Origin of the sequence: Chryseobacterium sp. ON_d1 (genome assembly GCF_006829085.1) — a bacterium.
Taxonomy (GTDB): domain Bacteria; phylum Bacteroidota; class Bacteroidia; order Flavobacteriales; family Weeksellaceae; genus Chryseobacterium.
This window is the reverse complement of sequence record NZ_BJTC01000006.1, coordinates 24,196-38,820: the sequence shown is the minus strand read 5'-3', so window position 1 is coordinate 38,820 and position 14,625 is coordinate 24,196. Positions and strand designations below refer to the sequence as shown.

The 14,625-nt window shown below is 37.8% G+C and carries 13 protein-coding genes; 5 read left to right on the top strand and 8 right to left on the bottom strand.

Features of this window, described 5'->3' with window-relative positions; all coding sequences use genetic code 11:
• Positions 1-62: 62 nt before the first annotated feature.
• Positions 63-833, bottom strand: a complete 771-nt coding sequence (locus tag CRS_RS10620) for a DUF3108 domain-containing protein (protein ID WP_142724047.1) — start codon at positions 831-833, stop codon at positions 63-65.
• Positions 834-986: 153 nt separating this feature from the next.
• On the opposite strand from CRS_RS10620, the gene CRS_RS10615 reads away from it, so the two are divergent.
• A complete protein-coding gene (locus tag CRS_RS10615; protein ID WP_142724046.1) occupies positions 987-2,042 on the top strand; it encodes an NAD(P)/FAD-dependent oxidoreductase in 1,056 nt (351 codons plus the stop codon).
• A 12-nt stretch (positions 2,043-2,054) separates the two neighbouring features.
• Positions 2,055-2,384 (top strand): 2Fe-2S iron-sulfur cluster-binding protein, encoded by a 330-nt coding sequence (locus CRS_RS10610; RefSeq protein ID WP_142724045.1) that lies wholly within the window; start codon positions 2,055-2,057, stop codon positions 2,382-2,384.
• Positions 2,385-2,443: 59 nt separating this feature from the next.
• On the opposite strand, the gene CRS_RS10605 is transcribed toward CRS_RS10610, so the two are convergent.
• The 4 genes from CRS_RS10605 to CRS_RS10590 all read right to left on the bottom strand — a co-directional run bounded on the left by CRS_RS10605 (position 2,444) and on the right by CRS_RS10590 (position 5,946).
• Positions 2,444-3,025 (bottom strand): TIGR00730 family Rossman fold protein, encoded by a 582-nt coding sequence (locus CRS_RS10605; RefSeq protein ID WP_142724044.1) that lies wholly within the window; start codon positions 3,023-3,025, stop codon positions 2,444-2,446.
• A gap of 200 nt (positions 3,026-3,225) precedes the next feature.
• A complete protein-coding gene (locus CRS_RS10600) occupies positions 3,226-4,668 on the bottom strand; it encodes an aminoacyl-histidine dipeptidase (RefSeq protein WP_142724043.1) in 1,443 nt (480 codons plus the stop codon).
• Positions 4,669-4,825: 157 nt separating this feature from the next.
• On the bottom strand, positions 4,826-5,317 hold the full coding sequence (locus tag CRS_RS10595) for a hypothetical protein (protein ID WP_142724042.1): 492 nt from the start codon (positions 5,315-5,317) through the stop codon (positions 4,826-4,828).
• Between the two features lie 23 nt (positions 5,318-5,340).
• Complete coding sequence (locus tag CRS_RS10590) at positions 5,341-5,946, bottom strand: hypothetical protein (protein ID WP_142724041.1); 606 nt, start codon at positions 5,944-5,946, stop codon at positions 5,341-5,343.
• A 379-nt stretch (positions 5,947-6,325) separates the two neighbouring features.
• Between CRS_RS10590 and recR the strand changes: the two genes are divergently transcribed.
• Positions 6,326-6,937: a recombination mediator RecR gene (gene recR / locus CRS_RS10585; protein WP_142724040.1), complete on the top strand. Its 612-nt coding sequence runs from the start codon at positions 6,326-6,328 to the stop codon at positions 6,935-6,937.
• Positions 6,933-7,772, top strand: coding sequence for a glycosyltransferase family 2 protein (locus CRS_RS10580; RefSeq protein ID WP_142724039.1), 840 nt, complete (start codon positions 6,933-6,935; stop codon positions 7,770-7,772). The genes recR and CRS_RS10580 overlap by 5 nt, the downstream gene beginning before the upstream one ends.
• A gap of 50 nt (positions 7,773-7,822) precedes the next feature.
• On the opposite strand, the gene secG is transcribed toward CRS_RS10580, so the two are convergent.
• From secG to CRS_RS10565, 3 genes are all read right to left on the bottom strand, one after another.
• Entirely contained in the window at positions 7,823-8,173 is a 351-nt protein-coding gene (gene secG, locus CRS_RS10575; protein ID WP_142724038.1) for a preprotein translocase subunit SecG, read from the bottom strand.
• A 133-nt stretch (positions 8,174-8,306) separates the two neighbouring features.
• Complete coding sequence (locus CRS_RS10570; RefSeq protein WP_142724037.1) at positions 8,307-10,337, bottom strand: pitrilysin family protein; 2,031 nt, start codon at positions 10,335-10,337, stop codon at positions 8,307-8,309.
• Between the two features lie 52 nt (positions 10,338-10,389).
• Positions 10,390-11,703 (bottom strand): pitrilysin family protein, encoded by a 1,314-nt coding sequence (locus CRS_RS10565; protein ID WP_142724036.1) that lies wholly within the window; start codon positions 11,701-11,703, stop codon positions 10,390-10,392.
• A 310-nt stretch (positions 11,704-12,013) separates the two neighbouring features.
• Between CRS_RS10565 and CRS_RS10560 the strand changes: the two genes are divergently transcribed.
• Positions 12,014-14,344 (top strand): ATP-dependent helicase, encoded by a 2,331-nt coding sequence (locus tag CRS_RS10560; protein ID WP_142724035.1) that lies wholly within the window; start codon positions 12,014-12,016, stop codon positions 14,342-14,344.
• Positions 14,345-14,625 lie beyond the last annotated feature (281 nt).

Genomic DNA, 14,625 nt, shown 5'->3' with positions numbered 1-14,625 from the left:
TTACATGAAAATAAAAAAGTCTGTAAAATTTTACAGACCTGATATTTAAAAATCGGTGATAATTACTTACTGAAATTTAGAGGATATTTCACATTTTTATAGTCGTCAATACTTGCTTTCAGTGCGCCTACTGCAAGTTCCGCTTTCAAAAGCATAGGAAGATGATTGGCATCATTGGAAACCCACATGGTTACTCCTTCTTTATCTTTAAATACCCTTCCGCTTTTTACAGATGGAATAATCTTTAAACAGTTGATCGTCCCGAATTTAGTCTTTAAATTTTCTGTTCCTGTTACTTTCAGCTGAAAAGGAAACATCTCATCATCAATCCAAACGTTCATATTGATGACGGTTCCCACTTTCAATTCGTCCGGGCTTTTACTTCTTAAATAATAAAAGCATGAAAGCATATCCTGTACACCTTTTACTGATTTTAAAACCTTCGAACCGTTGGCGGGTGTTTTTTTATCAGTTAGAATTAAAGTATTGTTATCGTGATTAAAAACCGTTTCAAGATGCTGACGATAGCTTCCTTCGCGGACATTTCTTACATAGAAACTCGGTAATCCTGTTTGCATATTGATGAAGCTTTCATATAAATCTTCTACTTTGAAGAATGCCTTTACTGCGCCGGTCGTCTGCCCTGTACCTTTTACATACAGATGGGGTACGCCTTTGTAGTTGGTCTGTTTGGTAGTCAGGTTTGCTGTTCCCGCATTCAGAAAGCCGTAATGAATTCTAAGAGTGATCGATTCGCCGTCTGCGATATTATCAATCTGGGCTGAGCCTAAAAAGAATATAAATACTGCAAAAAGGTTTAAAATTTTCTTCATAACAAGACATTTACAAAAACATTGCCAAATTTAAAATCCTAAATGATTGATATTTGACAAATCTCAGGTTTTTATTTAGAATCAATTAAATATGCTTCGCATTAAAATTAGTAAATTTGCAGCTACATGTATAATTAAATTATCTTAAATATTATGATAACCACTGATATATTGATCATAGGTGCGGGGCCTACAGGACTTTTTGCAGTTTTTGAAGCTGGTTTATTAAAAATGAAGTGCCATATTATTGATGCACTTCCACAGCCGGGAGGGCAACTGGCAGAACTTTATCCTAAAAAACCTATCTTCGATATCCCTGGTTATCCTTCAGTAAATGCTGGAGAATTGGTGGATAATTTGATGGAACAGATCAAGCAGTTCCAGCCTGGGTTTACTTTAGGGGAGACAGCTGTTTCTTATACAAAGATTGATGATGAGTGGTTTGAAGTGATCACAAACAAAGGTACTGTCCACAGATGTAAAGCGATTGCTATTGCAGGAGGATTGGGAACTTTTGAGCCGAGAAAACCTACTTTCGATAATATAGCTGATTATGAAGAAAAAGGTCTTGAATATTTCGTTAAAGAACCAGAACACTTCAGAAACAAAAAAGTAGTTATTGCGGGAGGTGGCGATTCTGCCCTTGACTGGAGTATTTTCCTTTCCAATGTAGCCAGCGAAGTGACTTTGATCCACAGAAGAAATGAGTTCAGAGGAGCTTTGGATTCTGTAGAAAAAGTTCAGGACCTGAAAAATCAGGGAAAAATTAAATTAATTACTCCTGCTGAAGTTACCGGTATTAAAGGTGACGGAAAAGTAGAAGCAATCACCGTAGAAGTGGATGGGCAGGAAGCTTACGATATTGAAACAGATTATTTTATTCCTTTATTCGGATTGACACCAAAATTAGGAGAAATCGGAAACTGGGGATTAAATATTGAAAAGAATGCTATTGTTGTCAACAATGCCCTTGATTATCAGACCAACATTGATGGTATTTATGCTATCGGAGATATCAATACGTATCCTGGAAAACTGAAGCTGATCCTTTGTGGGTTCCACGAAGCTACTTTGATGTGCCAGAGTGTTTATAACAGGCTAAATCCCGGTAAAAAATTCGTATTAAAATATACAACGGTAAGTGGTGTTGACGGATTTGACGGAAGCCGTAAAGAAGCAGAGAAAGCTGTTGTTAAAAAAATTGACTAATTTTGCAGAATTATGTCAGATATTAATATTAAAATTACCGACAGAGAAGGGGTAACCCACGATGTCGTAGCTCCTACGGATATGTCCATGAACTTAATGGAAATTATCCGTTCCTATGAATTGGCGGAAGAAGGTACTATTGGGGTATGCGGAGGAATGGCGATGTGTGCTTCATGCCAGGTTTATGTAATCAATGATCCTGGTCTGGAACCGATGGGAGATGAAGAAGATGCTATGTTGGCTGAAGCTTTCCATGTGAAAGACAACAGCAGATTAGGCTGCCAGCTGCATATTGCATATGAAATGGAGGGGCTTGAAGTGGAGATTGCTCCTTATCCTTAGAAAATATTTTTTAATCTTAATAAAGAAACCCGCCCGAGTTATTTGGACGGGTTTTTTCTTTATACCTCATCTTTGCTGATCACTTTCCAGACTGTAGGAGCCTGATAATTTCTCATTTTTTCCAGCAGATTATCAATTGAATTACTGAGGAGTACCATATCACTGTTGATTTGTTTTAAAAATCCTTTGTCCACCATGGTCTGAATAAGTTGAATCAGGTCATCATAAAATCCGTCAATGTTCAGAATTCCGATAGGTTTTTGATGAAGTCCCAGCTGTGCCCATGTGATCATCTCGAAAAACTCTTCCAACGTACCATAGCCACCGGGAAGAACGATAACCCCGTCACAGAGTTCGTTCATTTTAGTTTTTCTTTCGTGCATGGTTTCCACGATGATAAGTTCGGTCAGGTTTTTATGGGCAATTTCTTTGGTTTGCAAAAACTGGGGAAGAACTCCTATTACCTTGCCATTTTCACTTAAAGCTCCATTGGCTACCGTTCCCATCAAGCCGGTTTCTGAGCCGCCATAAACCAGTTGTATATTTTGTTTTGCTAAGGTTTGCCCCAACAGGAATGTCTGTTCTTCATATATTTTATCTGCGCCAAAACTTGATCCGCAGAATACGGTGATACTTTTCATTGTATAAAATTTATTTTACGTTTAGATGCCTGGGAAGGCTCAGTATGACACTGCTGAAAATTTATCTCTAAAAAAGCATTTAGTATTAGGGATGTCATGCTGAGCTTGTCGAAGCATCTTATAAATAAATATATTTAGATTGAAACTAAAAATATCCAAAATCATAAGACTCTGGATATTCAATATAGTATTTTAATATTCTATTTCTGAGGAATATTTGCTAAAATATCCTTTAGGAAACTCCAGAATTTCTGGGCTGAAGGAATATTGGCTCTTTCATCAGGAGAGTGTGCTCCTCTGATGGTTGGTCCAAAGCTTACCATTTCCATTTCAGGATAGTTGGCACCGATGATTCCGCATTCAAGACCTGCGTGGCAAGCTACCACATGAGGTTTTTCACTGAATTTTTCCGTGTAAAGTTTCTCCATCAGCTGTACAATCTCTGAACCTGGTTTTGGTTTCCATCCAGGGTAAGAGCCACTGAATTCAACATTCATTCCGGCCAGTTCTGCAACAGATTTCAATTGTTCTGCCACTGAATATTTGGAAGAATCTACAGAAGATCTCGTAAGATTTAAGATTTTAAGTTCTCCACTTTTAAGTTCTACTCTTGCCACGTTGTTGGAAGCTTCTACAAGATCTTTAACGTCCGGGCTCATTCTGTAAACTCCGTTGTGAAGTGCTTTTAAGGTAAGGATCACTTTTTTAGAATCTTCTTTAGAAATAGCTTTGTCAGAAGATGTGGAGTTCTCAATATTGATTTGAATTCCCGGTTCTACTGATGCAAACTCTTCTAAAATATCTTTTTTAAGAGCAGTCGCATTTTCGATAAACTCCTGAGCGTTTCTCACCGAAATAACGGCAACACCCTCTCTTGGGATAGCATTTCTCAGGCCTCCGCTGTCGATAGAGATCAGTTCAATATTCTGGTTTTCCAATCCGGTATAAAGAAGCCTTCCTAAAATAATATTGGCATTTCCGAAACCTTTATGGATATCCATTCCGGAGTGTCCTCCCTGAAGACCTTTTACTTCAATTCTTGCAATTTGACCTTTTGAAGCTTCTGCAGCATAAGTTTGAGTGATGGTTACATCTACACCTCCTGCACAGCCGATATCAATTTCATCATCCTCTTCTGTGTCAAGGTTCAATAGAATTTGTCCTGTCAGTTGCCCAGGCTTTAATCCTAAAGCTCCTGTCATTCCTGTCTCTTCATCAATGGTAAAAAGAGCTTCTAATGCAGGGTGTGGAATATCTGAGCTTTCAAGAACAGACATAATGGTTGCTACTCCCAGGCCGTTATCAGCACCTAAAGTAGTTCCTTTAGCCTTTACCCAGTCACCGTCGATTTCCATTTTGATTCCTTCTGTTTCAAAATCGAAATTGACATCATTGTTTTTCTGACAAACCATATCAAGGTGCGACTGAAGCACAACAGATTTACGGTTTTCCATTCCTGCCGTGGCAGGTTTTTTAATAATAACGTTTCCTACTTCATCTACCGTAGTTTCCAGCCCTAATTTCTCACCGAATTCTTTGATGAAAGCTATTACTTTTTCCTCCTTTTTCGAAGGTCTTGGAACAGCATTTAATTTGGAGAAATTTTTCCAGATAATCTGCGGTTCTATATTCGATAATTCCATTGAAATTTATTTTTCTCAAATTTACAAAATAAAAAATGCTTCTGTAGGATACAGAAGCACTTTTGTATGCATTTGGAGACGAAATAGCAAAACGGCAAATGTGCTGATCTGTTTTTTTACACTATTACCTTTTTGCGGGTGGGCTTTTTCGCTGTTATTAACATCCACACTCTCCGTAGATCGGAGTGGTGAAAGTGGTACCGTCTGGTTTCTCAATAGTCAGAGTACCTTCAAACAACAAAGCTTCTTCGCCTTTTATTTTTTTTCCTTTTACAGAAATCTTATAATCATCATTTTCTATTTCTTTGGTAAGCAGTTCGTCTACTTCCATATCGCTTGATGAGATAAGATTCAGAGCCAGTCTTTTACCGTCAAGCTTCATATAAGCTGTCTTCCCGGCATCATCTGCATAGATGTATCTTTCATTTTCAAAATCGGTTTTGCTCACAGCAAAATAACAGGAACATTCTTTGATTTCTTTTGGAAACGGAATTGTCCCTACCAGGATATTTCCGGAAGAAGGTCCAGTGGAAGCAGAGTCTTTAGCAATGTGTAAAGAATCAGCTGGTGCAGCGCCAGGAATGGTTTCTTTTTCCTTTTTACAGGCTACCAGTAAAAATGCAGAAAATAAAATGATTAAATATTTCATGTGTTTGTGGTTTTATAACGGGTTTATCCTCTTGCTCTTTCAAGAAGGGTCATCATAAGTAAAGAAAGGATTACCAGACTTTCTTCTTCATCATCAATGTCGATCAGTCTGTCCAGCTGGAATCTTCTTCCAAAGAATGAAGGCATTTTTTTCAGTTTAAAATAAGCTTTACCATCAATACCGGTTACAGTGTAAGACGGATTGAGGAAATAGCCGGTGAACATTCCGATAATAGGAATTTCTCCTACAAAGCTGTCCCAGAATCTTACCCATGCACTGTCTTCCTGGATTTTAAACTTGGGCTGATCGTGTGCATCCAGAATATCATAGCTTGCTTTCCATAGGGAACGCATCCCTTTTCTTGCCAGTCTGCCGAAGTTTTTATTGTCAATAAGATCATTCAAAGAATAGGAAGCATTGAAATCAATCCATTGGTTGGCTCTTATTCTGAAAAGCTCTTTAGACTTACTCTCATCATTGAAAACGATAACATCTTCTTTCAACTTAAACATTTTCTGACGGACATATGCCACATAATTTCCGTTTTTGTCAGTAATGTTGAAGTCACTTGCTAAAGTAGTGATTTTGAATTTGAAATCCAGAGGATAATTAAGATTGTTAAGTACCATGTCAGTTTATTTTTTTCATATTTAATTTAAGCCGCAAATATAGAGGTTTTTTTAGAGTTCTCAGATAGGGGAGAAATATAAAATATCATAATGAGACATTGTATTGGAGATGTTTTTTGTTAAAAAAAAACGCTATGCTCGCAAGGTTGATATTTATTTTTATTTATTTCGGTCGCAAAGGCACTTCGTTCAGCCAGGATATCAACTTTCAACTATTGCTGAGTGAAACGCCCCTGCGATCGTTTTTAAGAATTTAAAAAAAATCTTAGCGAACACTGCGTTAAAATTTATTTATGTTGTATGAAAATTCACATGCAAAGCGAATCGACGATTTATGATACACTGTAAATTATCAACTTTAATCCTTATTTTTGTACCTATGGATTACCCTAGTAAAGTATTGGCAAAAGCAGTAGATGAGATTTCGGGATTGCCTGGGATTGGAAGAAAAACGGCTTTGAGGTTAGCACTCCATTTGTTGAAGCAGCCCAATTCAAGAGCTGTAAGTCTTGGAAACTCCCTGATCAACCTTGTCAATGAAATAAAATACTGTAAGGAATGTCATAATTTTTCAGATTTTGACATCTGTGAAATATGCAGCAATGAAAAAAGAAACGGAGAGTTGATCTGTATAGTGGAAGATGTACGTGATGTAATTGCTATTGAAAATACAGGAAAATACACCGGAAAATACTTGATCCTTGGCGGAAAAATCTCTCCAATGGAAGGAGTGGGGCCCGGCCAGCTGAATATTCCCAGCATTGAAAAGAAACTGAATGAAGGGAATGTGAAGGAGTTTATTTTTGCATTAAGTGCGACGATGGAAGGAGATACAACGGCTTATTATATTTACAAGAAATTTAAAAATTTCAATGTGAATTTTTCGAGCATTGCAAGAGGGATTTCAGTGGGAGACGAATTGGAATATGCCGATGAGATTTCTTTAGGAAGATCTATTATCAACAGGCTGCCATACAACGAAAAGGATTAATATGAAGCTGTCTGTTATCATCGTCAACTATAATGTTACTCAATTGCTCAGAAGCTGTCTCCTGTCACTTCAGAAATACATCCGGGAGATAGAATATGAAGTCGTTGTCATCGATAATGCTTCTACAGACGCTTCATGGCAAGAGCTTGTTACTGAGTTTCCAAACATACACTTTATTGCTTCCGAAACAAATGGCGGTTTTTCAAAAGCCAACAATCAGGCCATCCAAACGGCAAAAGGGGAATATATTTTACTTTTGAATCCAGATACCGAGTTTGAAGGCTTTTATATGAAAGAACTTCTGGATTTTGCAGATGCTCAGCCTTTATTCGGATGTCTGGGAGTGAGAATGCATGATGCGGAAGGAAGATTTCTGCCTGAAAGCAAGCGCTCAGTGCCGGATATGATCAATTCATTTGAAAAGCTCTTTACCAGTTTTAAAAAGAATAGCTCAAAATCCTATTACAGAAATGATATAGGCGAAAATGCAGTTGCTGAAGTAGAAGTGATCACAGGAGCTTTTTTATTGGCTAAAAAGGATGTCTATGAAAAAATAGGTGGTCTGGATGAAGCTTATTTTATGTATGGTGAAGATATTGATCTTTGCTATACCTTTTTAAGAAACGGATATAAAAATTTCTATTATGGAGAAGCTTCAATTCTTCACCACAAAGGGGAAAGTACAGTTAAAGATGAAGTTTATCTCAAGAGATTCTATGGGGCTATGCAGATCTTTATTGATAAATATTATAAACAATCAAAACCTGTACAGTATTCTTTTTTGAAAGCAGGTTTAAAGCTCAGGCATCAGCTTGAAAAGATTAAATTAAAATAAAAAAGCAACTCCATGGAGTTGCTTTTGTTTTATATAAGATGATATTCTTCTTATTTTGCCGGTGCAGGAGTCTGTGCCGGAGTAGTTGTGGAAGAAGCCGGAGCTGACTGTTTTGCAGGTGCTTCTTTCTTCGCTGGCTGCTGTTGGGTAGGAAGTGCCTGAGAAGGCTTACCTGTAATAACAACGCTTAAAAGGATAAGAACAATGATAGTCCCGCCCAGAGTCCATGTTGCTTTTTCCATGAAATCATTGGTTCTCTGTACTCCAAACTGTGCAGATGACGCACCTCCGAAAGTACTGGAAAGGCCTCCTCCTTTTGGATTTTGTGCCATAACAATAATTACCAATAAGACACTGGCAATCATAACAAGAACCATCAATAGTGTAAATATAGTATCCATTAATTCTGATATCTTTTTGAATGGGCAAATTTAATCTTTTTTTACTGAATGACAAAAAAAGATGCCGTCAAATATTGATAAAAATAAAAACGGCAACAATTGTTGCCGTTTTTTATATAAAAATAAGGTGTTTTTATTTGAAATCAGCATCTTTAGCCTGATTGATCTGATAAGACTGTACGGCAAGGTTGATATCCATACCTCCCATATTCTGGATGATGGTAAACGGAAGTTTTACTCCGGAAACCTCTTTGTAATCTGTATAGCTTGTAGGGATGGATCCTCCCTCTCCGGTTTTTACTTCACCAGTCTTAAGACCTGTTTTTACGCTGTAATAGTAGGTGTCCTTGGCTCCTTTCACAACATAAGAGTCTTCGTTATTATACTTTTCAATTCCTGCCAGTTTAAACTCTGGATTCTTAGCAAAAGTAAGTTCCGGGAAAAGTTCAGGATCTGCCATTTCAGCTTTCTGCTTTTCATTAAGAGGCATTTTTTTTCCCTGAGCTTCCATATATCCGTCTTTACCGTCAAAAATGATTTTCTGTACAGTATTTCCCATCATTTTCATATCCATGGCCATTTTTCCGCCTTTAGCCTGGATCAGTTTCATGGTCATATCCATTCCTTGAACTTTGGTAGAGGCATCTGTCGTAATAGAAACCACTTTCTGAACAGCGGCAAGCCCTCCGATTGCATTGATGTATTTATCAGCTACAGAACCAATGGTAACATTTGCATCTACTTTCTGCGCAGCAGGTTTAGCGACCGGATTGGCATCTTTATCAAAATATTTTACAGGGTAACCTAATTTTTCCAGTCCTTCAGAAATGTCGGAGGCTTTACCTGCTATGAAAATTCTGCTCTGGTTGGGTAAAATAGTTGCTTTTACAGCATTGGCAACATCTGCCGCCGTTACTTTATCAATAGACTTTAAGTAATTGGTATAGAAATCAGCAGGTAAATCCTGAACCTTTTGATTTAAAGCAAATCTTGCGATAGTAGCTGGCTGTTCCAAAGACATGATGAAAGATCCTTTTAGCTTAGCTTTAGCATTTTCCAGTTCTTCCGGTTTTACTGTAGAAATAGCGTTAAGTTCATTCATGAATTCTTTAACAGCTTTGTCTGTAACTTCATTTCTTACGCTTGCACTTGCAGAGAATTGTGGAGAATACTTGCTGGCAACCATACTAGAATAAGCACCATAAGTGAATCCGTTTTTCTCACGAAGATTCATGAAAAGTCTTGCTTCACCACCACCTCCAAGAATGTAGTTGGCGATTGTTGCAGGAAAGTAATTAGCATCCTTCATTTTCAGGGTATTCAGGTTGTTTAAGGAAACAACAGACTGTACTGCAGAAGGAACATCTACTACGTTGATTTCTGTTTTAGCAACATTAGAAGCCGGTTCTAACGGGGTAACAGGAGTATTTGCTTTTTTCCAGCCACTGAAAGCTTTCTCAATCAAAGGTTTTACCTGATCAAACTTTACATCTCCCACGATGACTAAATAAGCATTGTCCGGTGCGTAGTATTTTTTGTATGTATTTTGTACGTCAGCAAGCTGGATTTTGTTGATTGATTCAATGGTTTCAAATTCACCTCTTGACGTATTTTTTCCATACATCAAAGCATTGGAAACTCTTGAAGCAATAGAAGAAGCGTTTTTTTCTTCAGATTTTAATCCTTCGATAGCTCTTTCCTTAGAACTTTGAATTTCTTCCGCAGAGAATTTCGGATTGATAATCGCATCAGCCATTAAGTTTAATACTTCAGGGAAATATTTTGAAAGTGAGTTGGCAGAAGCACCCCCTGAAGAGAAATTAAGGTTCGCTCCAAGATAGTCCACCTTTTTATTGAAATCATCTTTGCTGATGTTGGTTGTTCCGTTTTCGAACTGTTCAGCCATAATTTCGCTTACACCGGTTACAGCACCTTCATTGTATGGAGGTCTGTCCATAGAAAGACTTGCGTTTACTCTTGGCAGTTTGTTGTTCTCAACTACCATTACTGTAAGCCCGTTGCTTAGCTGGAAGGTTTTGGGTTTCGCGATGTTGATTGCAGGAGTAGGTCCCGGTTTCGGCATTGCATTAAGATCTATTTTTTGTGCTGAAACCATTCCTGTAAAGAAAAACGCTGCAGCTATATATGTTAATTGCTTTTTCATTTGTAAAAATTTAATTTTTAATAATCATAGGGTAGCCTGAAATTTGAAATGGTTACTTTTTCTCAGGCACGTAGTTAATGATTACTCTTTGGTTGGAATTAAGATACTTTTTAGCCGCATTTTGAAGATCCTGTCTGGTGATAGATCTGTAAATGTCGATTTCTTTGTTGATCAGGTTCGTGTCACCCATCAATACGTGGTTGGTTGCCAATGAAGCCGCTATTCCCTGAATGCTCGAATTGGCATTTACAAACTGGTTTTCGTATTGGTTTTGAAGTTTTTGATAATCTTCCTCAGAAATTAAAGTCGTCTGAAGTTTTTTGATTTCCGCATCAATGTCCGTCTGTAAAGCCTGCTTGGTAGTTTGCCCCATCGGAATGGCAAAGAATGCGAAGATACTGTAATCCTCAAGACCCTGGTTGAAAGCAGCTACCTGAAGTGCTTTTTTGTCCTGATCTACTAATTTTTTATATAAAACTGAAGACTTTCCACTGCTTAAATAAGAAGAAAGCATATCTAAAACATAAGCATCTTTTTCTTTATTAGCCGGAGTTCTGTACGCGAAAATATAAGCAGGAAGCTGGATGTTCGGGTCAGTAGCGGTTACTTCTTTTTCCTGAGTGATAGGAGTTTCTTTCGGGAAATCTTTTGGATAAAGTGTTCCTTTTGGAATTCCCCCGTAATAGGTTTCGATCCATTTCTTAGTCTGCTCAGGTTTGATATCTCCTGCAACGACCAAAGTAGCATTATTAGGAACGTAATATTTTTTGTAGAATGCCTGGAACTCTTCCAGTTTTGCTGAGTTCAGATCTTCCATAGAACCGATCGTTGGCCAGTTGTATGGGTGATTGGTAAATAAATTTTTCTGAATAGTGGTGAAAAGGTTTCCATAAGGCTGGTTATCCATTCTTAATCTTTTCTCTTCTTTTACGACCTCTCTTTGGGTATCCACACCAATCTGGTTGATTACTGCATGACGCATCCTTTCGGCTTCCATCCAAAGTCCAAGCTGTTCGTTATTGGAAGGGAATGTTTCATAATAATAAGTTCTGTCATTGGTGGTGTTGGCGTTGTTCTGCCCTCCGTTTGAAGAAACGATTTTAAACCAGTCTCCTCTCTTGATATTAGGAGTTCCTTCAAATAAAAGGTGTTCAAAGAAGTGAGCAAAACCTGTTCTGCCTTTTACTTCATCTTTTGCACCTACATGGTACATTACACCTGTGGTTACAACCGGTGCTGAGTTATCCTGATGAAGGATTACATGGAGACCATTGGGAAGGTCATACTCTTCGAATTTGATTTGCTGTGCATTCAGCATTAGCCCGAAGAAAGCTACGGCAGCTGCAGAAAGAAGTCGCTTTTTCATAAAATTTAGAAATTGTTTATCAATTAGTATGAAAAGTGAATTAAATGTTACAGAATATGTAGAAATATATTGGTGATGGTGAATAGTGAATAGTGAATAGTGAATAGCGAATGGTGAATGGTGAATTCGCTTCGCTTGTCAATATGTTACGCAGGATATGAGATCAAGAATAATCATTCACAATTCACTTGCGAAGCAAAATTGACCATTGACAAATACAATCTTAATACTTCATACTCCTAACTTCTTTATGAAAGTTTGAATTCTCCTCTGAATACCTTAATTTTGTGTTCCCAAAATCTTTTGCTGTATGGACTATTTGAAAGGACTCAACGAATCACAATATGAAGCCGTTACCTCTTTACAGGGACCTCTGATGGTGCTTGCCGGGGCAGGTTCCGGAAAAACGCGGGTACTTACCATGCGTATTGCCCATTTAATACATAATGGGATAGACCCTTTCAATATTCTGGCCCTTACCTTTACCAATAAAGCGGCCCGTGAGATGAAAGACCGTATCGCAAAAGTAGTAGGGGAAAGCAATGCAAGAAGTCTCTGGATGGGAACTTTTCACTCTGTTTTTGCAAGGATTTTAAGGATTGAAGCTCATTATCTTGGATATCCTTCCAACTTTACGATTTATGATCAGCAGGATGCTCTGAACGTGATCAAAAAAGTGCTGAAGGATATGAATATCGATGCTGATCTTTATAAACCTAAAAAAGTTCAGGCAAGAATTTCAACGTACAAAAATAATCTGATTACAGTAAAAGCTTATTTCAACAATCCGGAGCTGATGGAAGCTGATGAAAAAGCAAATATGAAATTCATCGGGCAGATTTACCAGAGATATGTTGAGCAATGTTTCAGAAACGGATCCATGGATTTTGATGATCTTCTTCTGAAAACCAATGAATTATTAACCCGTTTCCCGGAAGTACTGGCGAAATATCAGGACAGGTTCAGGTACATCATGGTGGATGAGTACCAGGATACGAACCACTCCCAGTATCTTATTGTAAAAGCTTTGGCTTCAAAATTTGAGAATATCTGTGTCGTAGGGGATGATGCTCAGTCTATCTATTCTTTCCGTGGAGCCAATATTTATAATATCTTAAACTTTAAAAAAGATTATCCTGATGCCAAAACGGTATCGCTGGAGCAGAATTACCGTTCTACACAGAATATTGTAAATGCTGCCAATGTAGTCATTGCAAAAAACCTGCAGCAGTTTAAGAAAAACGTATTCAGTGATAATGAAGAAGGGGACAAGATCAAAATATACCGTTCTCTTTCCGATGCTGATGAAGCCAATTTTGTTGCCGGAAATATCTGGGAACTTCGTAACCGTGACCAGAGAAAATACAGCGATTTTGCCATTTTATACAGAACCAACTCTCAGACGCGTGCTTTTGAAGATGCACTGAGACGTAAAAATATTCCATACAAAGTATATGGAGGACTTTCTTTCTATCAAAGGAAAGAAGTAAAAGACCTTATCGGGTATCTTCGTCTTCTGATCAATGAAAATGATTCTGAAGCATTGATGAGGATTATCAATTATCCGGCGAGAGGGATCGGAGAAACGACACAGAATAAGCTGATCGTTTTTGCAGATGCCCACAATATTGCAGTTTCAAAAGTACTGGATAATCTTCCTATGTATGCACCACAGTTAGGGCTTAACAATGGAGTTTTAAACAAACTGAACGACTTCTGGTCCATGATCAAGGCCTTCCAGGTACTATTGAAAACAGAAACAGCTTACAGCGTTGCTATGGAAGTAGCAAAACGAAGCGGTTTAATCAAGTTTTTAAAAGATGATCAGACGCCTGAAGGAATTTCCAGAGTAGAAAACGTTCAGGAATTGATGAACTCTATGCAGGGATTCATTGAAGAACAGATGCAGCTTGAAGACGGTGATCCGAGTCTTTCCAATTTCCTTGAAAATATTGCCCTTTCTGCAGATACTCAGGATAAAGAGCTGGAGGATGATATGGTTTCACTGATGACCATTCACCTTTCAAAAGGACTGGAATTCCCGGTGGTTCATCTGGTTGGTCTTGAAGAAAACTTGTTCCCGAGCTTTATGAGTTCGGCTACCAGGGAAGACCTGGAAGAAGAGAGAAGATTATTCTATGTAGCCCTGACAAGAGCTGAAAAGCAAGCCTTCTTCTCCTATGCTGTTTCCCGTTTCCAATGGGGGAAAATCACCGATGCGGAACCTTCAAGATTCTTAAGTGAAATTGATGATGAATATATTGAGTTCCTTAATCCTGCTATGGAAAAGAGGTTTATCAATAATTCAGGGGTAAAGTCCAATATTTTTGATGAACATCCTTCTGAAATGAGATCTTTTAAAAAGGTTGAAAAGAAAACCATTGACAGAGGTGATACTTCGAAACCAGCACCGGAAGTAAGAAAACTGAAACCTGTAAGCACAGCTAAAATTATCAATCCAAGCGGAGCCTCGTCTCAGGATATTGAAGTAGGAGATAAGGTGAGACACGACCGTTTTGGTATTGGAGAAGTCACTTTCCTGGACGGAACAGATCCACAGAATATCAAAGCAAAAGTAGTTTTCATGCATGAAGGAGAGAAAAACCTGATCCTGAAATATGCAAAACTGACTAAGATTTAATTTCAAAATAAAAATATAAAGACAACGGATTCAATTATTGGATCCGTTGTCTTTATTTAAACACGAAGTTTACAGAGTTTCTATTTGAACTGTTTCATTTTTTCGTTCACAATGTCGTTTCACTTAGCTAAGACAAATCCTCTGCTGAACAAAGTGCCGTTGCGGCCGAAATAATAACCGATAAGTGCAATATTTTTTATGAATATTTCCTTAATTTATCTTAACTTTAAGTGAGGGATAGACAGAAACGATAACAATTTTTTACAAAAACAAAGTCTATT